The 23,360-nt window shown below is 29.2% G+C and carries 12 protein-coding genes and 1 other RNA gene; 11 read left to right on the forward strand and 2 right to left on the reverse strand.

The genetic code is table 11. From position 1 onward, the window contains the following. Window positions 1-13 precede the first annotated feature (13 nt). From ABUA17_RS03625 to ssrA, 5 genes are all read left to right on the forward strand, one after another. Window positions 14-7,363 (forward strand): NPCBM/NEW2 domain-containing protein, encoded by a 7,350-nt coding sequence (locus tag ABUA17_RS03625; RefSeq protein WP_195958885.1) that lies wholly within the window; start codon window positions 14-16, stop codon window positions 7,361-7,363. 258 nt (window positions 7,364-7,621) lie between these two features. Further along, window positions 7,622-8,593, forward strand: coding sequence for a carbohydrate kinase family protein (locus ABUA17_RS03630; RefSeq protein ID WP_042395712.1), 972 nt, complete (start codon window positions 7,622-7,624; stop codon window positions 8,591-8,593). Window positions 8,594-8,595: 2 nt separating this feature from the next. Continuing rightward, entirely contained in the window at window positions 8,596-10,023 is a 1,428-nt protein-coding gene (locus tag ABUA17_RS03635) for a glycoside hydrolase family 32 protein (RefSeq protein WP_042395714.1), read from the forward strand. A 380-nt stretch (window positions 10,024-10,403) separates the two neighbouring features. After that, window positions 10,404-11,921, forward strand: coding sequence for a WG repeat-containing protein (locus ABUA17_RS03640; RefSeq protein ID WP_042395715.1), 1,518 nt, complete (start codon window positions 10,404-10,406; stop codon window positions 11,919-11,921). 668 nt (window positions 11,922-12,589) lie between these two features. Then, window positions 12,590-12,923, forward strand: a transfer-messenger RNA (tmRNA) gene (ssrA, locus tag ABUA17_RS03645). 316 nt (window positions 12,924-13,239) lie between these two features. Here ssrA and ABUA17_RS03650 read toward each other — a convergent pair. Together ABUA17_RS03650 and ABUA17_RS03655 are read right to left on the reverse strand one after the other, a co-directional pair. Then, complete coding sequence (locus ABUA17_RS03650; RefSeq protein ID WP_341478662.1) at window positions 13,240-13,488, reverse strand: hypothetical protein; 249 nt, start codon at window positions 13,486-13,488, stop codon at window positions 13,240-13,242. Beyond that, window positions 13,466-13,654, reverse strand: coding sequence for a hypothetical protein (locus ABUA17_RS03655; protein WP_311776461.1), 189 nt, complete (start codon window positions 13,652-13,654; stop codon window positions 13,466-13,468). The genes ABUA17_RS03650 and ABUA17_RS03655 overlap by 23 nt, the downstream gene beginning before the upstream one ends. 756 nt (window positions 13,655-14,410) lie before the next feature. On the opposite strand from ABUA17_RS03655, the gene pflB reads away from it, so the two are divergent. The 6 genes from pflB (at window position 14,411) to ABUA17_RS03685 (ending at window position 23,068) form a co-directional block, all read left to right on the forward strand. Continuing rightward, window positions 14,411-16,663, forward strand: a complete 2,253-nt coding sequence (gene pflB, locus ABUA17_RS03660; RefSeq protein ID WP_042395864.1) for a formate C-acetyltransferase — start codon at window positions 14,411-14,413, stop codon at window positions 16,661-16,663. Beyond that, the gene (gene pflA / locus ABUA17_RS03665) at window positions 16,629-17,423 is read left to right on the forward strand and encodes a pyruvate formate-lyase-activating protein (protein ID WP_042395867.1); all 795 of its coding nucleotides are present in this window, start codon (window positions 16,629-16,631) and stop codon (window positions 17,421-17,423) included. The genes pflB and pflA overlap by 35 nt, the downstream gene beginning before the upstream one ends. A gap of 196 nt (window positions 17,424-17,619) precedes the next feature. After that, window positions 17,620-18,573, forward strand: coding sequence for a glycoside hydrolase family 53 protein (locus ABUA17_RS03670; RefSeq protein WP_349817912.1), 954 nt, complete (start codon window positions 17,620-17,622; stop codon window positions 18,571-18,573). Between the two features lie 261 nt (window positions 18,574-18,834). Then, window positions 18,835-19,815: a LacI family DNA-binding transcriptional regulator gene (locus tag ABUA17_RS03675; protein WP_055276736.1), complete on the forward strand. Its 981-nt coding sequence runs from the start codon at window positions 18,835-18,837 to the stop codon at window positions 19,813-19,815. Window positions 19,816-20,031: 216 nt separating this feature from the next. Further along, complete coding sequence (locus ABUA17_RS03680) at window positions 20,032-21,489, forward strand: sucrose-specific PTS transporter subunit IIBC (protein WP_195955420.1); 1,458 nt, start codon at window positions 20,032-20,034, stop codon at window positions 21,487-21,489. 97 nt (window positions 21,490-21,586) lie between these two features. Continuing rightward, on the forward strand, window positions 21,587-23,068 hold the full coding sequence (locus tag ABUA17_RS03685; protein ID WP_349817913.1) for a glycoside hydrolase family 32 protein: 1,482 nt from the start codon (window positions 21,587-21,589) through the stop codon (window positions 23,066-23,068). Window positions 23,069-23,360: the final 292 nt, after the last annotated feature.

The raw sequence follows: 23,360 nt of genomic DNA on the forward strand, positions 1-23,360 counted from the left end.
GGGGGGAAAATAAATGTTAAAAAGAAAATTATCAACACTAATTTTAGCTGCAACAATAACAAATTTACTATCTACACCTGTTAATGTATTTGCAGAGACATTAAAACAAAATGATACTATCCAAGTTGATGGAGCGGTGGAAGAAACTGAAAGTAAGGAGGCTACTGTAACTAAATTTAGCTTATATGGTAGCGATTTATTGGAGCGTTATAATGAAGTATTTAAAATGGATAATTCTAATATTGAATCTATAACTAATAATGGTGGGAAATATGGAAGTAGCACCATAGATAAAGCTATAGATGAAAACTTCAAAACTCATTGGGAAACAGGCTCACCTAATAGTTCAAGTTTTACTAATGAGGTCATAATTAATTTAAAAGAAGCAACTACATTAAATAGAATAGTTTATGCAGCAAGACCAGATGCAGGGGGAAAAGGCTTTGCTGAAGAATTTGAAATATATGCATCTAATGATGATAGTGATGATTTTCAATTAGTAGCTACTGGTGAGTATAAAGATTCAACAAGAGATGTTGTAGAAATAAAATTTGATGCAACTGAATTTAAGAAAATAAAGTTTGTATTTAAAAAGGCTAATCAAGGTTGGGCAAGTGCATCTGAATTTATGTTTTATAAAGAAGATAACATAATAGATAAAATGAATAATATATTCACTAATAATTCAAAGAATGAGTTAAGTGAAGAATTTAATACACTAGAAAAATTAGAAGCTTTTGATTTAGAAGCAAGTACACATCCTTTATATAGTGAAATAGCAGAAGATATTAATAATGCTAGAATAATATTAGAAGGAAAGGTATTAGAATTTACAGAGGCTAAGGTATCTAACTTTAAGTCGTTTAATGATGAAAGGTTAGCAAGTTATGATGAATTATTCAAGGTACCATTAGAAAAAGTTACAAGTATAACAACTAATGGTGGACAATATGCCTCTAATGATATATCAAGAGCCATGGATGGAGATGTAAACACAAATTGGCATTCAGGTAAGCAAAATACATCTAGCCATACAAATGAAGTGGTAATAACTTTAGATGAGTTAACTACGATAGATAGAATAATGTATACAAGCCTAGTTTCGAGAGGGTTTGCACAAGAGTTTGAAATATATGGATCTAGAACTTCTGAAGGGGATACATTTGAGAAAATATCAGATGGATCTACAAGTATAACGACTAAAGATACTTTGCAAATAAAATTTAAAGAAACAGAAGTAAGAAGAATAAAGTTTGTATATAAAAAGGGATATGAAAATTGGGCATTAGCTTCTGAATTTGGTTTATATATGCCAGATGAATTAGATCAAAAAATAGATATATTATTTGTAGATGAAAAAATGAATGAAGTTAATCCTGAATTTGGAACAATTGAAGCTATTAATAATTTAATAGCAGAATCTAATGGACATCCATTTAAAGATGAATATATTGAAAAGTTAAATTTAGCTAAAGAGTTAATTGAATTTGGGCAAGTTGAAAGTGGTACTGCAAATGTATCTAAATTTGAACCATTTTATACAGATTATATAAATGAATATGATGATGTATATAGAGTTAAAAACTTAAGTATAAGTAACAATGGAGGACAATATGCTAGTTCTGCAATAAAGTATGCAATAGATGAAGATGCTAATACTCATTGGGAAACAGGAAAGCCTAATAGTGATTCATTTAAGAATGAAGTTATATTAACCTTAGAAGAAGCAGAAGTAATAAGTAGATTAACTTATAAATCAAGATCTGGTGGAAAAGGGTTTGCAGAGCAGTTTAGTATATATATATCGCCAGTTGACTCAGGAGATAATTTTCAAAAGGTGACAGAAGGTAGTTATACAGTAACTAATGATATGTTAGAAATACAATTTGATGCAACTAAAGCTAAAAGAGTAAAATTTGTATTTGATAAGGCGCGTGAAAACTGGGCATCAATTTCAGATATAAGATTATATAAAGAAGATTTAGTATCTAAAAAAATGAAAACACTATTTACAAATGGATTAATGGATACTGTTTCAAATGAATTCAATACTATAGAAAAATTAGCAGAACTTGAAAGTGATATTAGTGAACATCCATTAGCACCAGTTTATTTAAAAGATATACAAGTGGCTAAGGATATTGTAAATGGTACTTTACAAACTGTTAAAACTGTTGTCGCAGAACAGTATGGGGATAGAAATGCACATGCCAATAGTAATTTAAAGTTTGGATTTGGTAATAATAATCAGCCTACTGGAGTAGTTGCTAGAGCAGGGGAAACAATAACAGTATATGTTGATGCAGAACCAGGGCAACCATTACCACAGTTAATGTTTTCACAACAAGAAGGAAGTTTTGCAAGTTGGGGAAGGACAGTAAGTTTACATATAGGTAAAAATGTAATAACTGTACCTGCTGTTAGTCAAAATGATGGATGGTATAGACATGATGTAACTCCAGGTGGAGCTGTATATATAGTAAACCCTTATACTGAAGAACAACAAAGTAAAGCTCCAGTTATAAGATTTGCATCTGGTTGTGAACAGTTCCCTATGATGGATAAAAATACTGATGAAGAAGAGTTCTTAGAGCTTCTAAAAGATTATAAAGCAAGAATTGATGCGGACAAGGCAGAAAATCCTAATGTTATGGATAGGAAAATGATAGATGTTGTAGAGATAGTTTCAGATCATCTTGTATTTACAGGAACTGCAACAGGGGCATATGAGGCTTATATAAACCAAGAATTTGGTCCAATGAATACTGTAAATATGTATGATGATCATATGGATATGATATTTGAATATTTAGGTATGGATGGAAGTAGCATAAAGAATGATATTAAGTATACTAGAGAGAATATAAGATTAGCTCAGCCATTTGGATATATGTATGCTGCATCTGGGCATATAGGTGTTCAAAGTGATGTAATGGTATCTATGTTAACTAGTGTAGGAGGCTGGGGTGTTGATCACGAAATGGGTCATAAGCTTGATATAGGAGTAAGAACTATAGGTGAGGTTACAAATAATATGATACCTCAAAATTCTTCTTATTATTATAATAATCCAAATAAAAGAATACCTTTCGAAAGTCATGTTTTCAAAAATGTTATATCAACAGATAGTAATTATTATTATGATGGAGGATATTTTGAAAACTTAGCTGTTTATTGGCAATTAGAAATGATATATCCAGGATATTGGGGGAAATTAAATAGCCAGTACAGAGAAAACAACATAGTTTTAGATTCAACAAATTCAGCAAATGATAAGTTAAATCAGTTAGCTAAATATTCTAGTATAGCTTTAGAATTAGATTTAAGCGAGCATTTTGAAAGACATGGATTCTGGGTTTCTGACGAGACAAAAGAGTTATTAAGTCAATATCCAAAACCTGATATAAAAACTTGGTATGCTAACTATGATTATATAGAATATGATGGTGAAGGATTTACTAGTAATCCAGAGTTAAATGTTAATGTGCTTAAAGAAAATGAAAATATAAAATTATCTTTTAGCGTTAATGAAGAGTTTAAGGATGATGTATTAGGTTATGAAATATTTAAAGATGGTGAATTAATAGGATTTACTTCAACTAATAGTTTTGTTGATACAGAATCAAATATAGGAGAGTCAGTAAATTATACTGTTGTACCATATGATAAAAAACTAAATATTGGAGAAGAAGTAGTAGTAAATTCTTTAACACCAAGTTTAAGCGTAGAACAAGAGTCAATAAGTATAAAACTTAGAGAAGAATTCGATCCAATGAATTTAGTTAAAGCATTAAATTACAATGGAGAAGATATAAGCTCAAATATAGTTATAAATGGAGAAGTTAATGTAAATGAAAAAGGGACTTATCCATTAGAATATACTATTGAAGATAATGGAGTGGTTGTTACAAAAACAGTAAACGTACAAGTGGTAAGTAATTATGATTATTTATCAGATACAGCTTGGACAAGCATTACAACTCAATATGGGACTCCAAGAAGAAATAGTAGTATAAAGGGTAGAGTAAATAATGAAATAAAAACTTTTGATAAAGGGTTTGGAATACATGCAAATGGTAAGATAACTTATGATTTATCAAATGTAGATTATGACTACTTTGAAGCATTAGTTGGAATTGATATGGGCATAGAATCTCAAAGCAATTCAAGTGTAGTATTTAAAGTTATTGCTGATGGTGAAGTTCTAGCTACTACAAGTGTAATAAAACATGCAGATAATATGGTTGCTATAAATGTTCCAGTTAAGGGCGTTCAGGAATTAGTTATAGAAGTTAGTGATGGAGGAAATGGAAATACATCTGACCATGCAGTAATAGCAAATCCAAAATTAACTACTAATAATGCAAAACCAGATTTAACTGTTACAGATAAAACTTATAAGCTAGGAGAAGTAGTAGATTTTAATGAAGGTATATCTGCTACTGATATTGAAGATGGAGATTTAACTTCAAGTATCGAAATAGTTTCAAATACTTATGAAGCAGAAAAGGTTGGTAGATTTGAAGTTACTTATAGAGTTTCAGATAGTGATAATAATGTAGTTGAAAAGATTTCATATATAACAGTGTATGAAGAGCTAACTACAACTAAATCAAAGTATGGGGCATTTAATAATTTAGAAGCATATAATGAAGAATTCAAAATACCAGTAGCTTCAATTTCTAATAATGGTGGAAACTATGGAAGCAGTGTTATTGGATATGCAATAGATAATAATAGAAATACTCATTGGGAAACTGGAAATCCAAATAGTCTATCATTCCAAAATGAAGTTGTGTTTGATTTAGGTGAAGTTAATGAGATAGATAAAATTGCTTATGCAGCTAGAAATGGTGGGAAAGGATTTGCAACCAAATTTGCAATTTATGTTTCTACCGAAGCAGAAGGCAATGACTTTAGATTAGCAGGTACTGGTTCATATAATGGTAGTGTAAATGATGTTATTGAAATTGATATAACTAAAACAGAAGCAAGAAGAGTTAAGTTTAAATTCATTGAAGCAAATCAAAACTGGGCAAGTATAGGTGAAATGTCATTCTATAAAACTGATGAATTATCAGATAAAATTAAGAATGAATTATTTACTGACGATAATAAAAATGAAGTAAGTGAACAATATAATACTTTAGAAAAGTTAAATGCATTAAGAGAAGAGGTTAGTGCTCACCCAGCAGAAGAACTTTTCCAAGATGATTTAAATAGGGCTGAAGAAATTATAAGAAATAAATTCCCAAGCTTAACTGTAGGTGAAACAGAATATGTTAAGTTAAGAAGTGAATATGATTTAATGTCATCTGTAAATGCCAGCGATCAAGAAGATGGAGATATAACAAATAAAGTAGTAATTAATTCAAATAATTTTACAACTAATAAAACTGGTGACTATAAAGTATCATATACAGTAACAGATAGTGATGGAAATATTGCTACTTCAGAAAAAACTATTGTAGTTTATAGTGATTCAGAGTATTTATCTGATATCGATTGGGATTCTGCAAGAACTGACTATGGACAAGTAAGAAAAGATTTAGCATCAGGTGGAGCTAAAATTAAGTTAAGTGTAAATGGTGAAGAAAAAGTATTTGATAAGGGTATTGGAACTCATGCAAATTCAGAAATAGTTTATAACTTAGAAGGTAAAAATTATGAATACTTTGAAACTTATGTTGGTATAGATAGAAATATTGCACAACAAAATAATTCAAGTGTAATATTTAAAGTTTATGCTGATGACGTAGAAGTTTATAATAGTGGAATAATGAAATGGGCAGATGATGCTAAGTTAGTAAGAATCCCATTAGAGGGAGTATCAGAGTTAAAGATTGTTGCAGATAATGCTGGAAATGGAAATGCATCAGATCATGCTAGCTTTGGTGATGCTAAATTCTTAATATTAAATGCGGCACCAACACTTTCTATACCAAAGTCAGTGTCTACAAAGGTAGGATATCCTATAGAGTTAAATGAAGAATATTCTGCAAGTGATGCTGAAGATGGAGATTTAACAAATAATATTGAAGTAGCAGGAGAAGTTAATTTTAATAAAGCTGGAAAGTATGAATTAACTTATAAAGTAACCGATAGTGATGGGAATACAACTACAAAAACAAGAACTATTGCAGTAGTTGATATGAATGATTACACTTACTTAACAGAATATGATTGGAATTCAACTAATAACAGTTATACTGCTCCAAAGAAAGATATATCAATAAGTGGAAGAGCTTTAAGATTAACAGGTGAAAATGGACAAGAAGTATCTTATGAAAGAGGTATAGGATCACATTCAACATCTACTATAATTTATAATTTAAGTGATAAAGATTATGCATATTTCACTTCATATATTGGTGTAGATAGACAAATGTATGGAACTGTTGGGTCTGTAAGCTTTGAAGTTTGGGTTGATGGTGAAAAGAAATTTGATAGTGGATTAATGACATCAAGAGATTCACAAAAGTATGTTGAAGTAGATATTAATGGAGCTAAGGAGTTAAAACTTGTTGTAACTGATGGTGGAAATGGTAATGGTTCAGACCATGCAACATGGGGTGATACTAAATTACACTTTGCTAATAATAATGGTTTTGAAATAAATAGAGCTGAATTAGATTCATTAATTGAAACTATAAATAACTTAAATAAAGATATTTATACAGGAGAAAGTATTGATAATCTACAAGAAGTGTTAGAAGTTGTTAATGTAGAGTTAGCTAATGGATATACTCAAGAAGAAATTGATAACTTGTTCATTAAATTAAATGAAGCATATGAAAAGTTAGAAAAAGCTGTTGATTTATCAGAAGTAGTTAATATTTCAGATGAATATTTAAAAGAAGCTATTAAGTCAGAATTAAATATATCATCAAATGATATAACTATAGGGGATATGTATAACCTTACTGAATTAAATGCTATGGGTTATGGAATTTCAGATTTAGAAGGGTTACAATATGCTAAAAATTTAGAAACATTAAATTTAGATTATAATGAAATAAATGATTTATCTAAACTTAAGGGGTTAGAGAAATTATTTAATTTACAAGCTATGTACCAAAATATAGTGATAGGAAGTCTTTATAAAGAAGATAATAAAATAACTGTGAAATATGATGCTGTTAATAGAGAAGGAAAGACAGTAGAATTATCAGCTATAGTAGTTAGAAATAATATAACATTAGAAGATGTTTCTCTTCATATAGATGAGTGTGTAGATGAAAATGGAGTAGTATCATTTGATACAACTAACTTTAATAAAGCTTATCATACATTATATTTAGTATATGAAGATAAAGAAAATAATTATTTAGCTCAAGTGACATATATGTTTGACAATAGATAAATAAAAAATAGATACCTATAATTTATAGGTCTTTATAGTTAGAGTTTTATGTTTTAACTTTATACTATAAAGGTCATATAAGGATAATAGGTATCTTTTTTTATTAAATCAGGATATTTATTAGAAAAAATATATAGACTAAGAATGAATAAATGTTATAATAATATCGTAGAAAAATGATATAAAAATATTTATTTAAATTAATATATTTTTTAAATAATGAGGGAACGTTCCCGTAAGTATAGAGGAGGAAGATTTATGAAAAAAGTAATTTCAATAGGTGAAGCTTTAATTGACTTTATACCACATGAAAAAGGACAATCTTTAAATAATGTAAGTAATTTTTTAAGAGTAGCAGGAGGAGCTCCGCTTAATGTAGCAGCTGCAGTTGCAAAGTTAGGTGGTAATGCACAAATGCTTACTAAGTTAGGTGTTGATAGCTTTGGAGATCACATCTTAGAACAAGTTGAACCTTTAGGAGTAGATATATCAAAGGTTTTAAGAACAAAAGAAGCAAATACTGCATTAGCATTTGTTTCATTAAGAGAAGATGGAGAAAGAGATTTTTCATTCTACAGAAACCCAAGTGCAGATATGTTATTAAATGCAGAAGAAATAGAAGAAGAAGTATTTGCACAAGGTGGAATATTACACTTCTGTTCAGTTAGTTTAATAGATGCACCAATAAAAGAAGCCCATAGAAAAGCTATAGAATTTGCTAAAAGGAATAATTGCTTAATAAGTTTTGACCCAAATGTTAGATTACCATTATGGGAAACACCAGAAGCTTGCAGAGAGGCAATTTTAGAATTCTTACCATTTGCTAATATAGTTAAAATAAGTGATGAAGAATTAGAATTCATAACTGGAATTGCAGATGAAACTGAAGCATTAAACTTCTTATTACAAGGAGATGTTGAAGTTATAATCTACACAAAAGGAACTAATGGTGCAGAATTTATAACTAAGGAAAGAAAAGTATTTTCTCCATCATTTAAAGTTGAAGCTCAAGATACAACAGGAGCAGGAGATTCATTTATAGGATCATTCTTATATCAAGTTGCTGAAGGCGATAATACTTTAGAAAGTTTAGTTAATTTACCAGAAGAAAAGGTAAAAGAAATATTAACTTTCTCAAATGCAACAGCTGCATTAACAGTTTGTAAAAGAGGAGCTATAGGTGCTTTACCGACTAAAGAAGAAGTTTTAACATTAGCACAAGGGAGATAGTTATGTTAAGAGTTGATTTTGATAAGCAAATAAATGAATGTATGAACAAGAATTTAGATGCTGTAAATAGTGACAAATGGAGAAATAAATATCATATAATGGCTCCAATAGGATGGATAAACGATCCTAATGGATTATGTGAATTTAATGGAGAATATCATTGCTACTATCAATACTCACCATTAACGCCAATGGGAGGATTAAAGTTTTGGGGGCACGCAGTTTCTAAAGATTTAGCTAACTGGGAAGATAAAGGAGTTGCTCTTTATCCAGATATAAATGAAGATAAGGATGGAGTATATTCAGGATCAGCTTTTGTTAAGGATGATACAATTTATTTCTTCTATACAGGTAATGTAAAGCATGAAGGAAATCATGATTATATATTAACTGGAAGAGAGCAAAATGTTATTTTAGTAACTAGTAAAGATGGTATAAACTTCTCAGAAAAGAAAGTGCTTTTAAGAAATACAGATTTCCCAGATGATATGTCGCTACATGTTAGAGATCCTAAGGTTTGGGAAGAAGATGGAGTTTATTATATGGTTCTAGGAGCTAGAACTACTGATAATAAAGGTTGTATTTTATTATATAAATCAAATGATCTTTATAATTGGGAATTCCACTCTGTACCAGCAGGTAAGTTAGATGATATGGGATATATGTGGGAATGTCCAGATACATTTAAGTTAAGTGATAAAGATGTATTAATGTTTTCACCACAAGGTATGGAAGCAGAAGGATATAAATATAATAATGTATATCAATGTGGATATGCTGTAGGGAATTTTTTGAATGATAAAAAAGAACTTAAACTTGGCGAGTTTGTTGAAATAGATAGAGGATTTGATTTCTATGCTCCGCAAACTTTTGAAGATTCTAAGGGAAGAAGAATAGTTATAGGATGGATGGGAGTGCCAGATGCTGTAGAACATAAGAATCCAACTATAAATAACTTCTGGCAACATCAATTAACAATTCCAAGAGAGTTAGTTTTAAAGAATAATAAGGTATATCAAATTCCTGTTGTTGAATTAGAGGCTTTAAGAAAAGGTGATTCAATAAAAAAAGAGGTTTCTTTAAATGAAGCTAATACTTTAGAAATATTTGAAAGCAATACTTTTGAATTAAATATTGATTTTATAAACACTACAGAGTTTGAAATAGCTTTAAGAGAAGATTGTAAGCTTTCATTTAATAATAAGGTATTTAAATTAGAACTTGGAAGATCAGGCTATGGAAGAGATATGAGAGCAGTAGAAATTGAAGCTGTTACTTCAATGAGAATATTCTCTGATAATTCTTCTTTAGAAATTTTCTTGAATAATGGAGAAGAAGTATTTAGTACTAGAATCTATAATGATTTAGTTGATTCTACTTTAACATTAAAGGGGAATGGTACTGCAAGAATTGAAAAATGGAACTTCTAAAAATATATTTAGAAAAGAGATATTTTTAGAAGATATTCATAGATTAAATTAGAAAATGAATTATTTATAAAATTTATTCAGTAATTTGTACTAACTATAATGGATAGAACCTTTTAGCACTACTTAGTTCACTATATATTAAAAATAAACTTCTAAAATTTATTGAACTTTTACTACCACTATTTGTTTATTTTTTATTTTAGAACATTTACAATAAATTTGAATAGTATATATTATCTAAGAATAAGAGATGGTAAGGCTTACGAACGCATAGGTCTTATCATTTTTTATTTTGAAAGAAAATATAAATAGTATTAAAATAGCTAATTGACATATATAATATAAAATGTAATTAATTATAATAAGAAGGTGAACTGCAAATGGGCAAAAGTGATGAAACTCATCGATGTGATGTGCAGAAAATTGCAGAGGAAAAATATATAACTCAAAAAGCAGCTAGCAAAAGAGCTGTTATTATTTTTATTACTGCTTTTTTAATAGTAGGAATAGTAATAATAGGTATAGTATATTATTTACTTAGTGTGAAATTTATAAGTAGTAATATGGGGAGAACTTTAGGAAGTGTTGAAATAAAAATTGAAGATAAGCCACAAGTAGAAACTGATGGTAATAATGTTTTTGTTAATAATATAAAATTGTATCAGTATGAAGAAGAGAAGGAACTAGATTTATATCCATTTGTTGATGAAGAAGGAAGGTATGGTTATATTGACAGTAGTGGAGAAGTTATAATTGAACCACAATATGGATATGCAAACTTTTTTTCTGAGGGGATGGCCTTTGTAGTTATAGATGAAAAAGGTGCGTACATAAACGAAAAAGGTGAAGTGATTACTAGTGGTGATTATTTTTATGGAGATAGTTTTTGTAATGGATTAGCAGTTGTATACTATTATGATATTAAAGGTAATGAAGAGGATGATGAAATTAGTGCTGTTATTAATAAGGATGGAAAAGAAGTTTTAAGGGATAAATATGATTATGTTACTACAGAATATAATGGGTTTATTGTAGCTGAAAAAGATAATAAAGAAACTTTATATGATGTAAATGGTAATGAAATTTCTTTAAGTAATAAGTGCTCTATATATAGAGGATATATCGATGGATATGCTGTTATACAAGATAATGAAAGTTATGACTATTATATTTTAAACGAGGATTTAAAAATTATTAATTTTAACGAGTATAATATTACTGATATATCTAATAGTTTTTATGAATTATATAATGAAGATAAAGGAGAATATGTATATTTAAATAATAAACTAGAACCAATATATTTAAAGGATGATTATAGCTATTTAACTTGTTTTGATAATGAGAATGAAATTGCATGTGTATATTATTATGGAAGCAATGAAAGAGTATATACCTATATAGATTATTGTGGAAATAAGTTATTTGATTCTAAATATGAAATTGATAGTTCTTTTGTAGATGGAATTGCTAGTGCTTATTTAGTTAATGAGGATAATTATAGTTATGGGATAGTTGATTCAAAAGGAAATTTAATAGAAGAGGGATTTTATTATGTAGAGGTTGCAAATAAAAATAGATTAATAGTATATGATGAAAATTATACTAATGTTGGAGTAAGAGATTTAGAAGGAAATTGGATTATTGATGATGAATATGATTCAATTACAGCTTTTAATAATGTATTTATTTGCAAAACTATAGATGGTGATAATGAAAGTTATGATGTATATACTATTAATGGGAAAAAGATAAATGATAAATCTTTTGGAGCTTCTTTTTTTAGTTATTCTAAAATGATATATATTTATGATATTAATAGAGATGATTATGAAAATGACTATTATATAAACTCTGAAAATTATGATGTAATACAGTTTGAAACTAAAGATGATTAGAATTTTAAGCAATGTCTTAATGATGTTGCTTTTTTTATTTTACTAGTATGTATATGAGTATATAAAAGAGCTAGTTTTGTGCACTTATGAACAGTTAAATGGGAAAAATATGAATAAAAGTGTGAATAGTTTTTTATTTCATGTGTATAACTTTTTAAATTTTATTGTAAAAATAAAGTAGAGCCTAGCATCCGGCGAAGGACAAACTAGACTCTACGGTAATTAGCACTTTACGTACCAACTGCTAATTTAGAATAACACCTTTCGACAAAGAATGCAAGAGTTTTTATTTATAACTTAAAATTATATTGAGTATTAAGGTTATAATAATAAAAGATTAGTATATAATATAAAAAGTAATTAGTTTATAAATTCTATTTATATTTATGATCTAAATAATTAATTGTAAATTATAAAGAAGTTAAGTTTAATAATTGGAAAAGAACTATTAAATTTAAAAAATTTTATGGTAGATTTAGAAAATTTGTTTTAAGAATAAATAAAATTTCTTGTAAAAGAATAATATTATCAGTTTACCAAAGGTTTAATAGAATAGTTAAGTTGACAGTTCAAACTGTATGTTTTATAATAAAATCACGATGTTAATCATCGATTGAAAATTTAATAGGTAAAGGTGTTTATGACCTATTAACCTTACATGGGGGCGTTTTGGCTTCGACGGGGGTGTGATGGGTTTGATAAGCGGGCCGAGTAAAGCATGGACGACTCGTTAATAAGCTATGCATTAAATATAAACGCAGAAGACAATTTTGCATTAGCAGCTTAATATAGCCGCTCATCCGTCCAGGTTCCCCATGACTTGGGTAGCGGGTGTCATAGAAGTGGGAAACGAAGTTTAGCAAAGCTTTGAGCTAAAGGGGTATTTATGAAGCTAGGGAATTAGGAGTTTGTTTGTGAGCGAACTAAGGACCGAAAATTTAGTCACTAAACTACGCTCGTAGAAAGTCAGGCTGGTCTGCTTTCGGACAGGGGTTCGATTTTGAAAGAAAGTCGCCTTAAACAGTGATGTTTAAGTGATAACTTGGCTTTATCGGTGAAACCGTAACAGAGAATGCTGACGGCAATACCGAGAGGTATGTGAAGAAATTCAACAGCCTCGTATCGACTCATAGGTTCCTAAGGAGTAATCTCTATGGAATACTAGGATAGAAGATATAAACTATACTAAGCTTCTATAATATGCCAGGCTACTATTTAAGTAATAGTAGAAGATATAGTCAGTGCCATATAGAAATAATGGATGCACATGACCCCTCGCCTCCACCAAACAAAAACCGTACAAATTATTTGTACGGTTTTATTGCTTAATAGAAATAAATTCATTATAAAAATCAATCTTAGATTTAAGCATTTCTTCAGAATACCTACCATTTCTAGGGGTTAAAGCCTTATATTTTAAAAGTATTAATTGAGCTCTACTCTTTTTAGTTGGAATAATTAGATAAGGATAAATATCTTCAAGTAATTTAATGGCATCATTACGTTTTACTATGTAACTATAGCAGTTTTGATGTCTTTTAGTATCATAATTTTTTTTTCTTAACAATAACACCTTTTCCAATAGTTTCTTTTATCCATTTTAATAATTCGAGTGTAGTTGAAGCTATTGATACACAAAGTGATGGGTATTCTTTTTTGTGAAATTTTTGAAGCATTATACTTCCTTCACTATCGATTATTCCAGCTATATAGGCTTTTTCTGTTTCTGTCATAATTTATAGTTCCTTACTTGGTTTTATAATTATAATCAAAGTATTACCTAATATTAAAAAAGTATGAACTAAAATGCTAACTAGAGTAAATGATAGTAAAACTATTATAATAGAGAAAATAGGGAAAAGAAGAAAGGATGATGAGTTCCCTTTAAAATAAGTTGTTTTAAAGAGAATTTTAGATTCTAGGTACCTTTAGTAAGTTTGAGTATTTGTATACCATTTAGTTAGATCTTCGTTAGTTAGTGTACATTTTTACTGGTTAATGAACTAATGAAAAAAGGAAAGCTTTTTATATTAAATTTCACATAATTGCTATTAAGCATAGGGTTTCATGAAAAATATATACAATGTAATCGGTATAAGAGTTAATATTAATAAAAAAAATAGTAATATTTTTACAAAAAATGAAAATATAAAACTTTTATCAAAAAATTGACAATAAATATATAATAAGGTAATATATTTATTGAAATCAATTTTCCAATCATATGTTGTATAGTTTTATGAAATGCATAGGCTACAATGTTAAAAAAATAACAAAGTGAATTTGTTTTATAGCGACTCTTTTGAATCATTTTGTAATAATATTTGTACAAGTATTTTTATATGGATAATCAATTAAGAATTATTTTTAAATACTAGAGCATTTTATAAAACAATCTACATAGATTATCAAAAATTTAAGTTTACATTATACCAAATTAATAGTTAAATTGTAAAAATATATGTATATACGTACAAGGAGGAATGAACATGTTAGAAAATGAACAATGGGCTGGTTTTGAGGGCAGAATATGGAAAGAAGAAATAAATGTTAGAGATTTCATTCAAAAAAATTATAAACCATATGATGGTGATGAAAGTTTCTTAGCAGATCCAACAGATGCTACAAATAAGCTATGGGGCAGATTGCAAGAATTACAAAAAGAGGAAAGAGCTAAAGGCGGAGTACTTGATATGGAAACAGAGGTTGTTGCTGGACTTACAGCTTATGGCCCTGGATATATTGATGAATCTTTAAAGGAATTTGAAAAAGTAGTAGGTCTTCAAACAGACAAGCCTCTTAAGAGAGCTTTCATGCCATATGGTGGTATTAAAATGGCTGAGCAATCTTGTGAAAACTATGGATATACACCAAATCCAGAATTACACAAGATATTTACTGAATACCATAAGACACATAATCAAGGAGTATTCGATGCTTATACACCAGAAATGAGAAAAGCTCGTAGCAGTCATATTATAACAGGACTTCCTGATACTTATGGACGTGGACGTATAGTAGGTGACTATAGAAGAGTTGCTCTTTATGGTATTGATTACCTTATGGAAGAAAAGGCAAAAGATCTTGCTAACTGTGGTGATGGAACTATGACAGATGAAGTTATCCGTCTAAGAGAAGAAATTACAGAACAACATAGAGCACTTGGAGAAATGAAAAAAATGGCTGCAAGCTATGGCTATGATATTTCAAAACCAGCAAAGGATGCAAGAGAAGCAGTTCAATGGTTATACTTTGGATATCTTTCAGCAATCAAGACACAAAATGGTGCAGCTATGTCAATAGGACGTGTATCTACTTTCCTTGATATCTATATACAAAGAGATATTGACAACGGAGTTCTTACTGAAGAAGAAGCTCAAGAGTTAATCGACCATTTAACAATGAAATGCAGAATGGTTAAATTTGCAAGAATAACTTCTTATAATGAGTTATTCTCAGGAGATCCTTCATGGGTTACTATTGCATTAGGTGGTATAGGTGTTGATGGACGTCATATGGTAACAAAGAACGACTATCGTTTCCTTCATACATTAGAAAATATGGGACCTTCACCAGAGCCAAATCTTACTGTACTTTACTCTTCTGCACTTCCTGAAAACTTCAAGAAGTATGCAGCAAAGATTTCAGTAGATACAAGCTCTATCCAATATGAAAATGATGATGCAATGAAACCAGAATGGGGAGATGATTATTCAATATGCTGCTGTGTATCTGCTACTCAAACAGGTAAAGAAATGCAGTTCTTTGGAGCTAGAGCTAATCTTGCTAAATGTTTACTTTACGCAATTAATGGTGGTATTGATGAAAAATCAGGTAAACAAGTTGGACCTGAATATAAAGGAATTACATCAGAATATCTTGATTATGATGAAGTAATTGAAAAATATGAAAGAATGAGTGACTGGTTAGCTGGTCTTTATGTAAATATATTAAACCTTATTCAATACATGCATGATAAATATTATTATGAAGCAGCAGAAATGGCTCTTATAGATACAGATGTAAGACGTACATTTGCAACAGGTATTGCAGGCTTCTCACATGTAATTGATTCACTTTCTGCAATTAAATATGCAAAAGTTAAAACAATCCGTAATGAAGAAGGTATTGTTACAGATTACGAAATTGAAGGAGACTTCCCAAGATACGGTAATGATGATGATAGAGCTGATGAAATTGGTATATATGTTCTTAAGTCATTCCTTGACAAAATTAAAAAGAGACACACATATAGAAACTCTGAACCTACTACATCATTACTTACTATTACATCAAATGTAGTATATGGTAAGTATACAGGTAATATGCCAGATGGACGTGAAGCTTGGACACCACTTGCGCCTGGAGCTAGCCCATCTTATGGAGCAGAAAAGAATGGATTACTTGCTTCATTAAACTCTGTAGCTAAGCTTCCTTATGAATGGGCTTTAGATGGTATTTCAAATACACAAACTATTAACCCAACTGCATTAGGACAAGATAAAGAAGAACAAGTTGATAAACTTGTACAAGTATTAGATGGTTACTTCGATCAAGGACCACATCATTTAAATGTTAATATATTTGGTATTGAGAAATTAAAAGATGCTATGGAACATCCTGAAAAAGAAGAATATGCTAATTTCACTATCCGTGTATCTGGTTATGCAGTTAAGTTTATAGATTTAACAAGAGAACAACAACTTGATGTTATTTCTAGAACATGCCATGCAGAAATCTAATTTAGATAAAAATATAGCAAGAATTCATTCAATAGAGAGTTTTGGATCTGTTGATGGACCAGGAATTCGTTTTGTTGCTTTTCTTAAGGGCTGCAATATGAGATGTCAGTTTTGTCATAATCCGGATACTTGGGATATGAATGGTGGTGAGGCAAAAACTTCAGATGAGCTTTTGTCTCAAGCATTAAAATATAAAAGTTATTGGAAGAAACAGGGGGGAATCACTGTAAGTGGTGGTGAACCTCTTCTTCAAATAGATTTTCTGATTGAATTCTTTAAAAAGGCTAAAGCAAAGGGCGTTCATGTTACACTTGATACGTCTGGAAGTATATTTACAAGAGAAGAACCTTTCTTTAGTAAATTTAATGAGCTTATGAAAGTAACAGATCTTGTAATGTTAGATATTAAACAGATAGATGAAGAGAAGCATAAAAAACTTACAGGATGGAGCAATTCAAATATTCTTGATATGGCAAGATATTTATCAGAAATAAATAAACCGGTATGGATTCGTCATGTACTCGTACCAGGTGGAAGTGATAATGATGAACAATTAAGAAAACTTAATGAGTTTATCAACACTTTGAATAATGTAGATCGTGTTCAGGTACTTCCATATCATAGTCTTGGAACTTTCAAATGGGAGCAACTTGGTATTGATTATCCTTTAAAAGGGGTTGAACCTCCTACTAAAGAGAGAATAGAAAATGCCCAAAAGCTTCTTCATATAAGTGAATATAATGGATATTTATCACGATAATTTTGTGATATGTAATTAAATTATATCCATACCAATCATGTTAAGTAAAACCCGTACAAATAATTTGTACGGGTTTATTGCTTTGATAGGAATATTAACAATATTTTACTATAATCCAATAATATTACTTAAAAATTTTATTTATATAGATGTTATTATTTTAATAAAATAAAAAGTTTTATTAGGAGAGAATAGTATGTGTGGTTATAATAGAGAAATATGTTTTGCAAAAGGAGCTGATGTAGGTTGGCTTAAGCAAATGGAAGATGAAGGATATAAATTTTATAATGAGAATGGAAAAGAAGAAGATTGCCTTAAGATATTACAAAGCTATGGGATAAACTCTATAAGATTAAGAGTTTGGGTTAATCCAATAGATGGACGCTGTGGTAAAGATGAAGTGGTAGAAATGGCAGAACGAGCTATTAATATGGGCTTTAAATTAATGATAGATTTTCATTACAGTGATTATTGGGCAGATCCGGAAAAGCAATTTAAACCTAAAGCATGGGAAAGTCATAGTTTTAAAGAATTGGTTAATGATGTGAGTACTCATACTAAAGAAGTTTTAATTGCATTAAAAGAAAAAAATATATATCCAGAATGGGTACAAGTAGGTAATGAAATACCTAATGGAATGTTATGGCCAGAAGGAAAGATAGAAAACTTTGATAAACTTTCAAAACTTTTAAATAGTGGATATGATGCTGTTAAAGATGTATTACCAAGTTCAAAGGTAATAATACATTTAGACCAAGGTGATGATAGAAAAAGATTTATAGAATTTTTTGATAATCATACAGCTAATGGTGGCAAATATGATGTAATTGGAGTATCTTATTATCCATATTGGGTCAATAAAAACTACAAAGAGACAATAGATAATCTTATGAATAATTTAAATGAATATATAGATAGATATGAAAAAGAAGTTATGGTTTGTGAAATAGGTGGAGAAGATACAGAGGTAGAAGACACTTACAATATGTTAAAAGAAGTAATAGAAAGAGTAAGGGAAATTCCACAAGGAAAAGGATTGGGAGTTTTTTATTGGGAACCAGAAGGTGCATTTAGTTGGAGTAAATATAAATTAAGTGCATGGGGAAATGATGGAAAGCCTTCAAAGGCATTAGATGCATTTATAGACTAATATAGTTTATTAGAAATAAGAAGAGGGAATATATTATTTATAAGATAAAAATATGAAAAAAAGTTTATTATGAATTATTTTAGCCTAGGTTTTTATAGCCTAGGCTTTGTTAATATATAGAGAAGAGTCAAAATAAAAGTATATTTTAAGTATGTATTACGATTGAGGAAATTATTATAATTGTATATAATAAAACCAAGGATTTAAACAAAATTTAAAAAGAGAAGTTTATGATTAATAAATAGCTAAGGAGAAAAGTATATGGTAACAATTAAGGATGTTGCAAAAGAAGCTGGTGTATCCGTAGGAACAGTTTCAAATGTAATAAATAATGTACAAGTTAAACCAAGTACAAAAGAAAAAGTAGAAGAAGCTATTAAGAAATTAAATTATGAACCTAATATTTATGCAAGAGGTTTTAAGATTAATAGAACTAATACTGTTGCACTTATTTTACCTACAATATGGAATCCGTTCTTTAGTGAATTAGCATATAATATAGAGAAGAATCTTAGAAAAGCCGGAATGAAGATGATACTTTGTAATTCTAATAAAGAGGATAAGGCTGAAATAGAATATATATCTATGGCAAAGCAAAACAAAATGGATGGAGTTATTGCTATAACATATAGCGATATAGATGAATATGTTTCTGAAAAAATTCCATTTGTAAGTATTGATAGATATTTTTCTAAAGATATAACATATATATCAAGTGATAACTTTGAAGGTGGAAAGCTAGCTGCAGAAAAATTAGTTGAATTTGGATGTGAAAAAATTGCATATATAGGTAGAGGTTCAAAGATAAATAATGCAACAAGAAAAAGAAAAGATGGATTTATAAGCTACTGTAAAGAGCATAATATAGATTATGAAATATGTGAAATTTTAGGTTCATCTAAGGAATTTGATAAGTTATTAAATGAATTTATAGCTAAGAACTTTAAAGACCATATAAAAATACAAGGCGTTTTTGTTGTAACTGATGAGCAAGCATTAGATTTTATACATAAGTTAGAAGAATATGATATAGAAGTTCCGAAAGATGTTCAAGTAATTGGATTTGATGGAAGTAAGGCATCGGCTAAAGATACTATAAAAATATCAACTATAAGGCAACCAGTGGAACTTATAGCAGAAAAAGCTGTTAGATCATTAATAAATATTATAGAAAATAATAAGGTTGAAAAAGAAATAATTTTACCTATTAGTTTTATAGGGGGATATACAACAAGGAAATAGAGAATATTTATAAAACAAAAGTTATGGATTTTACATAAATGAGATTTTAGGGAAGAGATATTTGAAAAAAGAGTATCCTAAAATTCATAAACGTAAAATCCTATTTTTTTTATAAAAATATATTGACGAATTTGTGAAAACGTATTAGTATAATAAACATAGAAAATGAAACGTTTCAAAAGTGTAAAAATATAAAAACCGGGGGGTTGGACTAAAATGAGTAAGAATTATAAACAAATTAGTGAAAACATTTTACACAATATAGGTGGAAAAGAAAATGTTGTTAGTGCAGCACACTGTGCAACACGTTTAAGATTAGTACTTAAAGATGATGAGAAGATAAATGTTAAAGAAATCGAAGAAATGCCAGCGGTTAAGGGAAGCTTTAATACATCAGGTCAATTTCAAGTAATTTTAGGTTCAGGTGTTGTTGATGAAGTTTATAAAGAGTTTATAAACTTAGCTAATATTAAAGAAGGAAGTAAGGATGAACTAAAGAAAGAAGCAGATAAAAAACTAAATCCATTACAAAGATTATTAAAATCTTTAGCTGACGTTTTTGTTCCTATACTACCAATATTAGTTGCAGCAGGATTATTAATGGGAATAAATAATATATTAACATCTCAAGGATTATTTATTGAGGGACAATCTATAGTAGAAGCATATCCACAATTTAAGGATTTAGCAGAATTAATAAATACATTTGCTAATACAGGATTTGCATTTTTACCAATATTCTTAGGATTCTCAGCAGCAAAAGCTTTTGGAGGAAATCCGTATTTAGGTGCTTGTATTGGTGCACTTATGATACATTCAGATTTATTAAATGGTTATAGTTATGGTGCAGCTGTTGTAGAAGGAACTGTGCCAGTATGGAATATATTTGGATTAACTATAGCTAAGGTTGGATATCAAGGAACTGTGCTTCCAGTTTTAGCAGCAGCTTTCGTTTTAGCTAAGGTTGAAAAGACATTGCATAAGATTATACCTTCAGTACTAAATAATTTATTAACACCTTTATTTACAGTGTTTATTACTGGAATATTAACATTTGTTGTTATAGGACCTGTAATGAGAGGATTAGGTGATGGAATAACATCAGGATTACTATGGTTAATAAATACACTAGGACCAATAGGGGGAGCAATATTTGGATTCTTATATGCACCAATAGTTATTACAGGTATGCATCACAGCTTTGTAGCTATAGAAACTCAATTATTAGCAGATATAGCAACTACAGGTGGCTCATTTATATTCCCAGTTGCAGCAATGTCAAATGTAGCTCAAGGTGCAGCAGCATTATCAGTACTTCTTATTTTAAGAAAAGATAACAAGATGAAAGGAATAGCATCAGCATCAGGTATATCTGCTTTACTTGGAATAACTGAACCAGCAATATTTGGTGTTAACTTAAAGTTACGTTATCCATTCTTTGGAGCAATGATAGGATCAGCAGTTGGATCAGCTTATGTAATGCTTACAAAAGTTCTTGCAATATCTCCAGGAGCAGCTGGATTACCAGGAATTATATCAATTAGACCTACATCTATAGTAAACTATATAATTGCAATGATACTTTCAATGGTTGTAGCTGTTGTATCAACAATTGTTATAGCAAAGTTTATGAATAAAAAACAAGTAGTAAATGATGAGCAAATAGCTGCATAGAAGTGTTTTATAAAATAGGAGGAATTAGTATTATACTAATGCCTTCTATTTTGTAATTAATAAATAATTATAAGATATTAAACGAGGAGAAATAATAATGAAAGAGTGGACAAGAGAAGAAAGATATAGAACAATTTTAGACGCATCAAATGAAGAAATAACGAAATTAAAAGAAATAGTAGATAGTTGTCCATATAGACAAAAGTTTCATATTCAGCCTACTACAGGACTGTTAAATGATCCTAATGGATTTTCTTATTATAATGGTGAATATCATTTGTTTTATCAATGGTTTCCATTAGGGCCTGTTCATGGGATAAAGCATTGGTATCATGTTTCTTCAAGGGATTTAGTTAATTGGAAAGATTGTGGAGTTGGAATAATTCCTACTGAACACTTTGAAAGTCACGGAGCATTTTCAGGAAGTGGTATAGTTGAAAATAATAAACTTCATTTATTTTATACAGGAAATACAAGAAATGAAGAATGGATAAGACATCCGTATCAATGTTTAGCCATAATGGACAGTAATGGAGAAATAACAAAGAATAGTGAAGCTGTTATAAAGGATTTACCAAATGGATATACAGATAATTTTAGAGATCCTAAAGTGTTCAAAGATAATGACAAATATTATTGCTTAATTGGAGCTGAAAGAAAAGAAAATTTAGGAACTATAGTATATTATGAATCAAATAATTTATTAGATTGGAAGTTTAAAGGAGAAATAAAAACAGATTTCTTTGGTAATGGATTTATGTGGGAATGCCCAGATTATTTACGTTTTGATAATAAGGGAGTAATTATATTTTCTCCACAGGGATTAGAAGCAGATGGAGATAAATATCAAAATATATTCCAATCAGGATATTTAATAGGAGATAAAATTGATTTTTCTAATGGTGAATTTAAGCATGGGGAGTTTAATGAGTTAGATAGAGGATTTGATTTTTATGCACCTCAAACTACTGAAGATGAACAAGGAAGAAAAATATTAGTTGGTTGGATGGGGTTACCAGAAATAGATTACCCTACTGATAAAAATGGATGGGCTCATTGCTTGACTATACCTAGAGAATTAGAGTTAAAAGGCGATAAATTAATTCAAAAACCAGTAAAAGAATTAGAGCTTCTTAGAGGAGAAAAGATTGAGTGCTCATATACATTGAGTAATGAGGAAAAGGATATAGATGGATTTAATGAAAAAGTATATGAATTAATTTGTAACTTTAATAATATTACTGGTAGATATGTAGGAATAAAATTAAGAAAAGGAATGGATAGTGAAACTGTATTTTATTACGATATAGAAAATAAAAAGCTAGTATTAGATAGAAGTAAATCAGGAGAAGTATTTGCAACTGAATATGGTACAGAAAGAAAATGCGAATATAATGAAAAGAATTTAAAGGTGCAAATATTTGTAGATGTCTCCTCAGTTGAGATATTTGTTAATGATGGAGTAGAAGTATTTACTTCAAGAATATTTACAAAGGATTCAAGTAATGGGGTTGCTGTATTTGCTGATGGACAAGCAAATGTAGATATTGATTTATGGAAGATTAATTACTTAAAATAATTAATATATAGGTACTAATACAATCCATTGATTGGCTAATAGATAATATTTAGTATATAAAAGAAAAGTAAGAGGTTATCGCAAGTATATTTTTTATCTACTAATGCGAAAACCTCTATTTTTAAAAGAATAATATTATTATCTTATAGTGTAAACATACATATGATACTTTGTTATACGCTTGTGTGGATTTCTTATAGGGCATTTTTAGATAATTTATTATTTGTTTTCAGATTTACTATACTTATGATTTATATTAACACGACAGTGTACTATTAATGTCAAGTCAGTA

Origin of the sequence: Clostridium sp. RTP31139st1_H3_RTP31139_211217 (assembly GCF_040227035.1) — a bacterium.
Lineage (GTDB): Bacteria > Bacillota > Clostridia > Clostridiales > Clostridiaceae > Clostridium > Clostridium saudiense.

What these genes read in the sequence shown, in the direction of transcription:
- ABUA17_RS03625 (WP_195958885.1), top strand. Translation starts at nt 14, where the DNA reads ATGTTAAAAAGAAAATTATCAACACTAATTTTAGCTGCAACAATAACA.
- ABUA17_RS03630 (WP_042395712.1), top strand. Translation starts at nt 7,622, where the DNA reads ATGAAAAAAGTAATTTCAATAGGTGAAGCTTTAATTGACTTTATACCA.
- ABUA17_RS03635 (WP_042395714.1), top strand. Translation starts at nt 8,596, where the DNA reads ATGTTAAGAGTTGATTTTGATAAGCAAATAAATGAATGTATGAACAAG.
- ABUA17_RS03640 (WP_042395715.1), top strand. Translation starts at nt 10,404, where the DNA reads ATGGGCAAAAGTGATGAAACTCATCGATGTGATGTGCAGAAAATTGCA.
- ABUA17_RS03655 (WP_311776461.1), bottom strand. Translation starts at nt 13,654, where the DNA reads ATGACAGAAACAGAAAAAGCCTATATAGCTGGAATAATCGATAGTGAA.
- pflB (WP_042395864.1), top strand. Translation starts at nt 14,411, where the DNA reads ATGTTAGAAAATGAACAATGGGCTGGTTTTGAGGGCAGAATATGGAAA.
- pflA (WP_042395867.1), top strand. Translation starts at nt 16,629, where the DNA reads ATGTTATTTCTAGAACATGCCATGCAGAAATCTAATTTAGATAAAAAT.
- ABUA17_RS03670 (WP_349817912.1), top strand. Translation starts at nt 17,620, where the DNA reads ATGTGTGGTTATAATAGAGAAATATGTTTTGCAAAAGGAGCTGATGTA.
- ABUA17_RS03675 (WP_055276736.1), top strand. Translation starts at nt 18,835, where the DNA reads ATGGTAACAATTAAGGATGTTGCAAAAGAAGCTGGTGTATCCGTAGGA.
- ABUA17_RS03680 (WP_195955420.1), top strand. Translation starts at nt 20,032, where the DNA reads ATGAGTAAGAATTATAAACAAATTAGTGAAAACATTTTACACAATATA.
- ABUA17_RS03685 (WP_349817913.1), top strand. Translation starts at nt 21,587, where the DNA reads ATGAAAGAGTGGACAAGAGAAGAAAGATATAGAACAATTTTAGACGCA.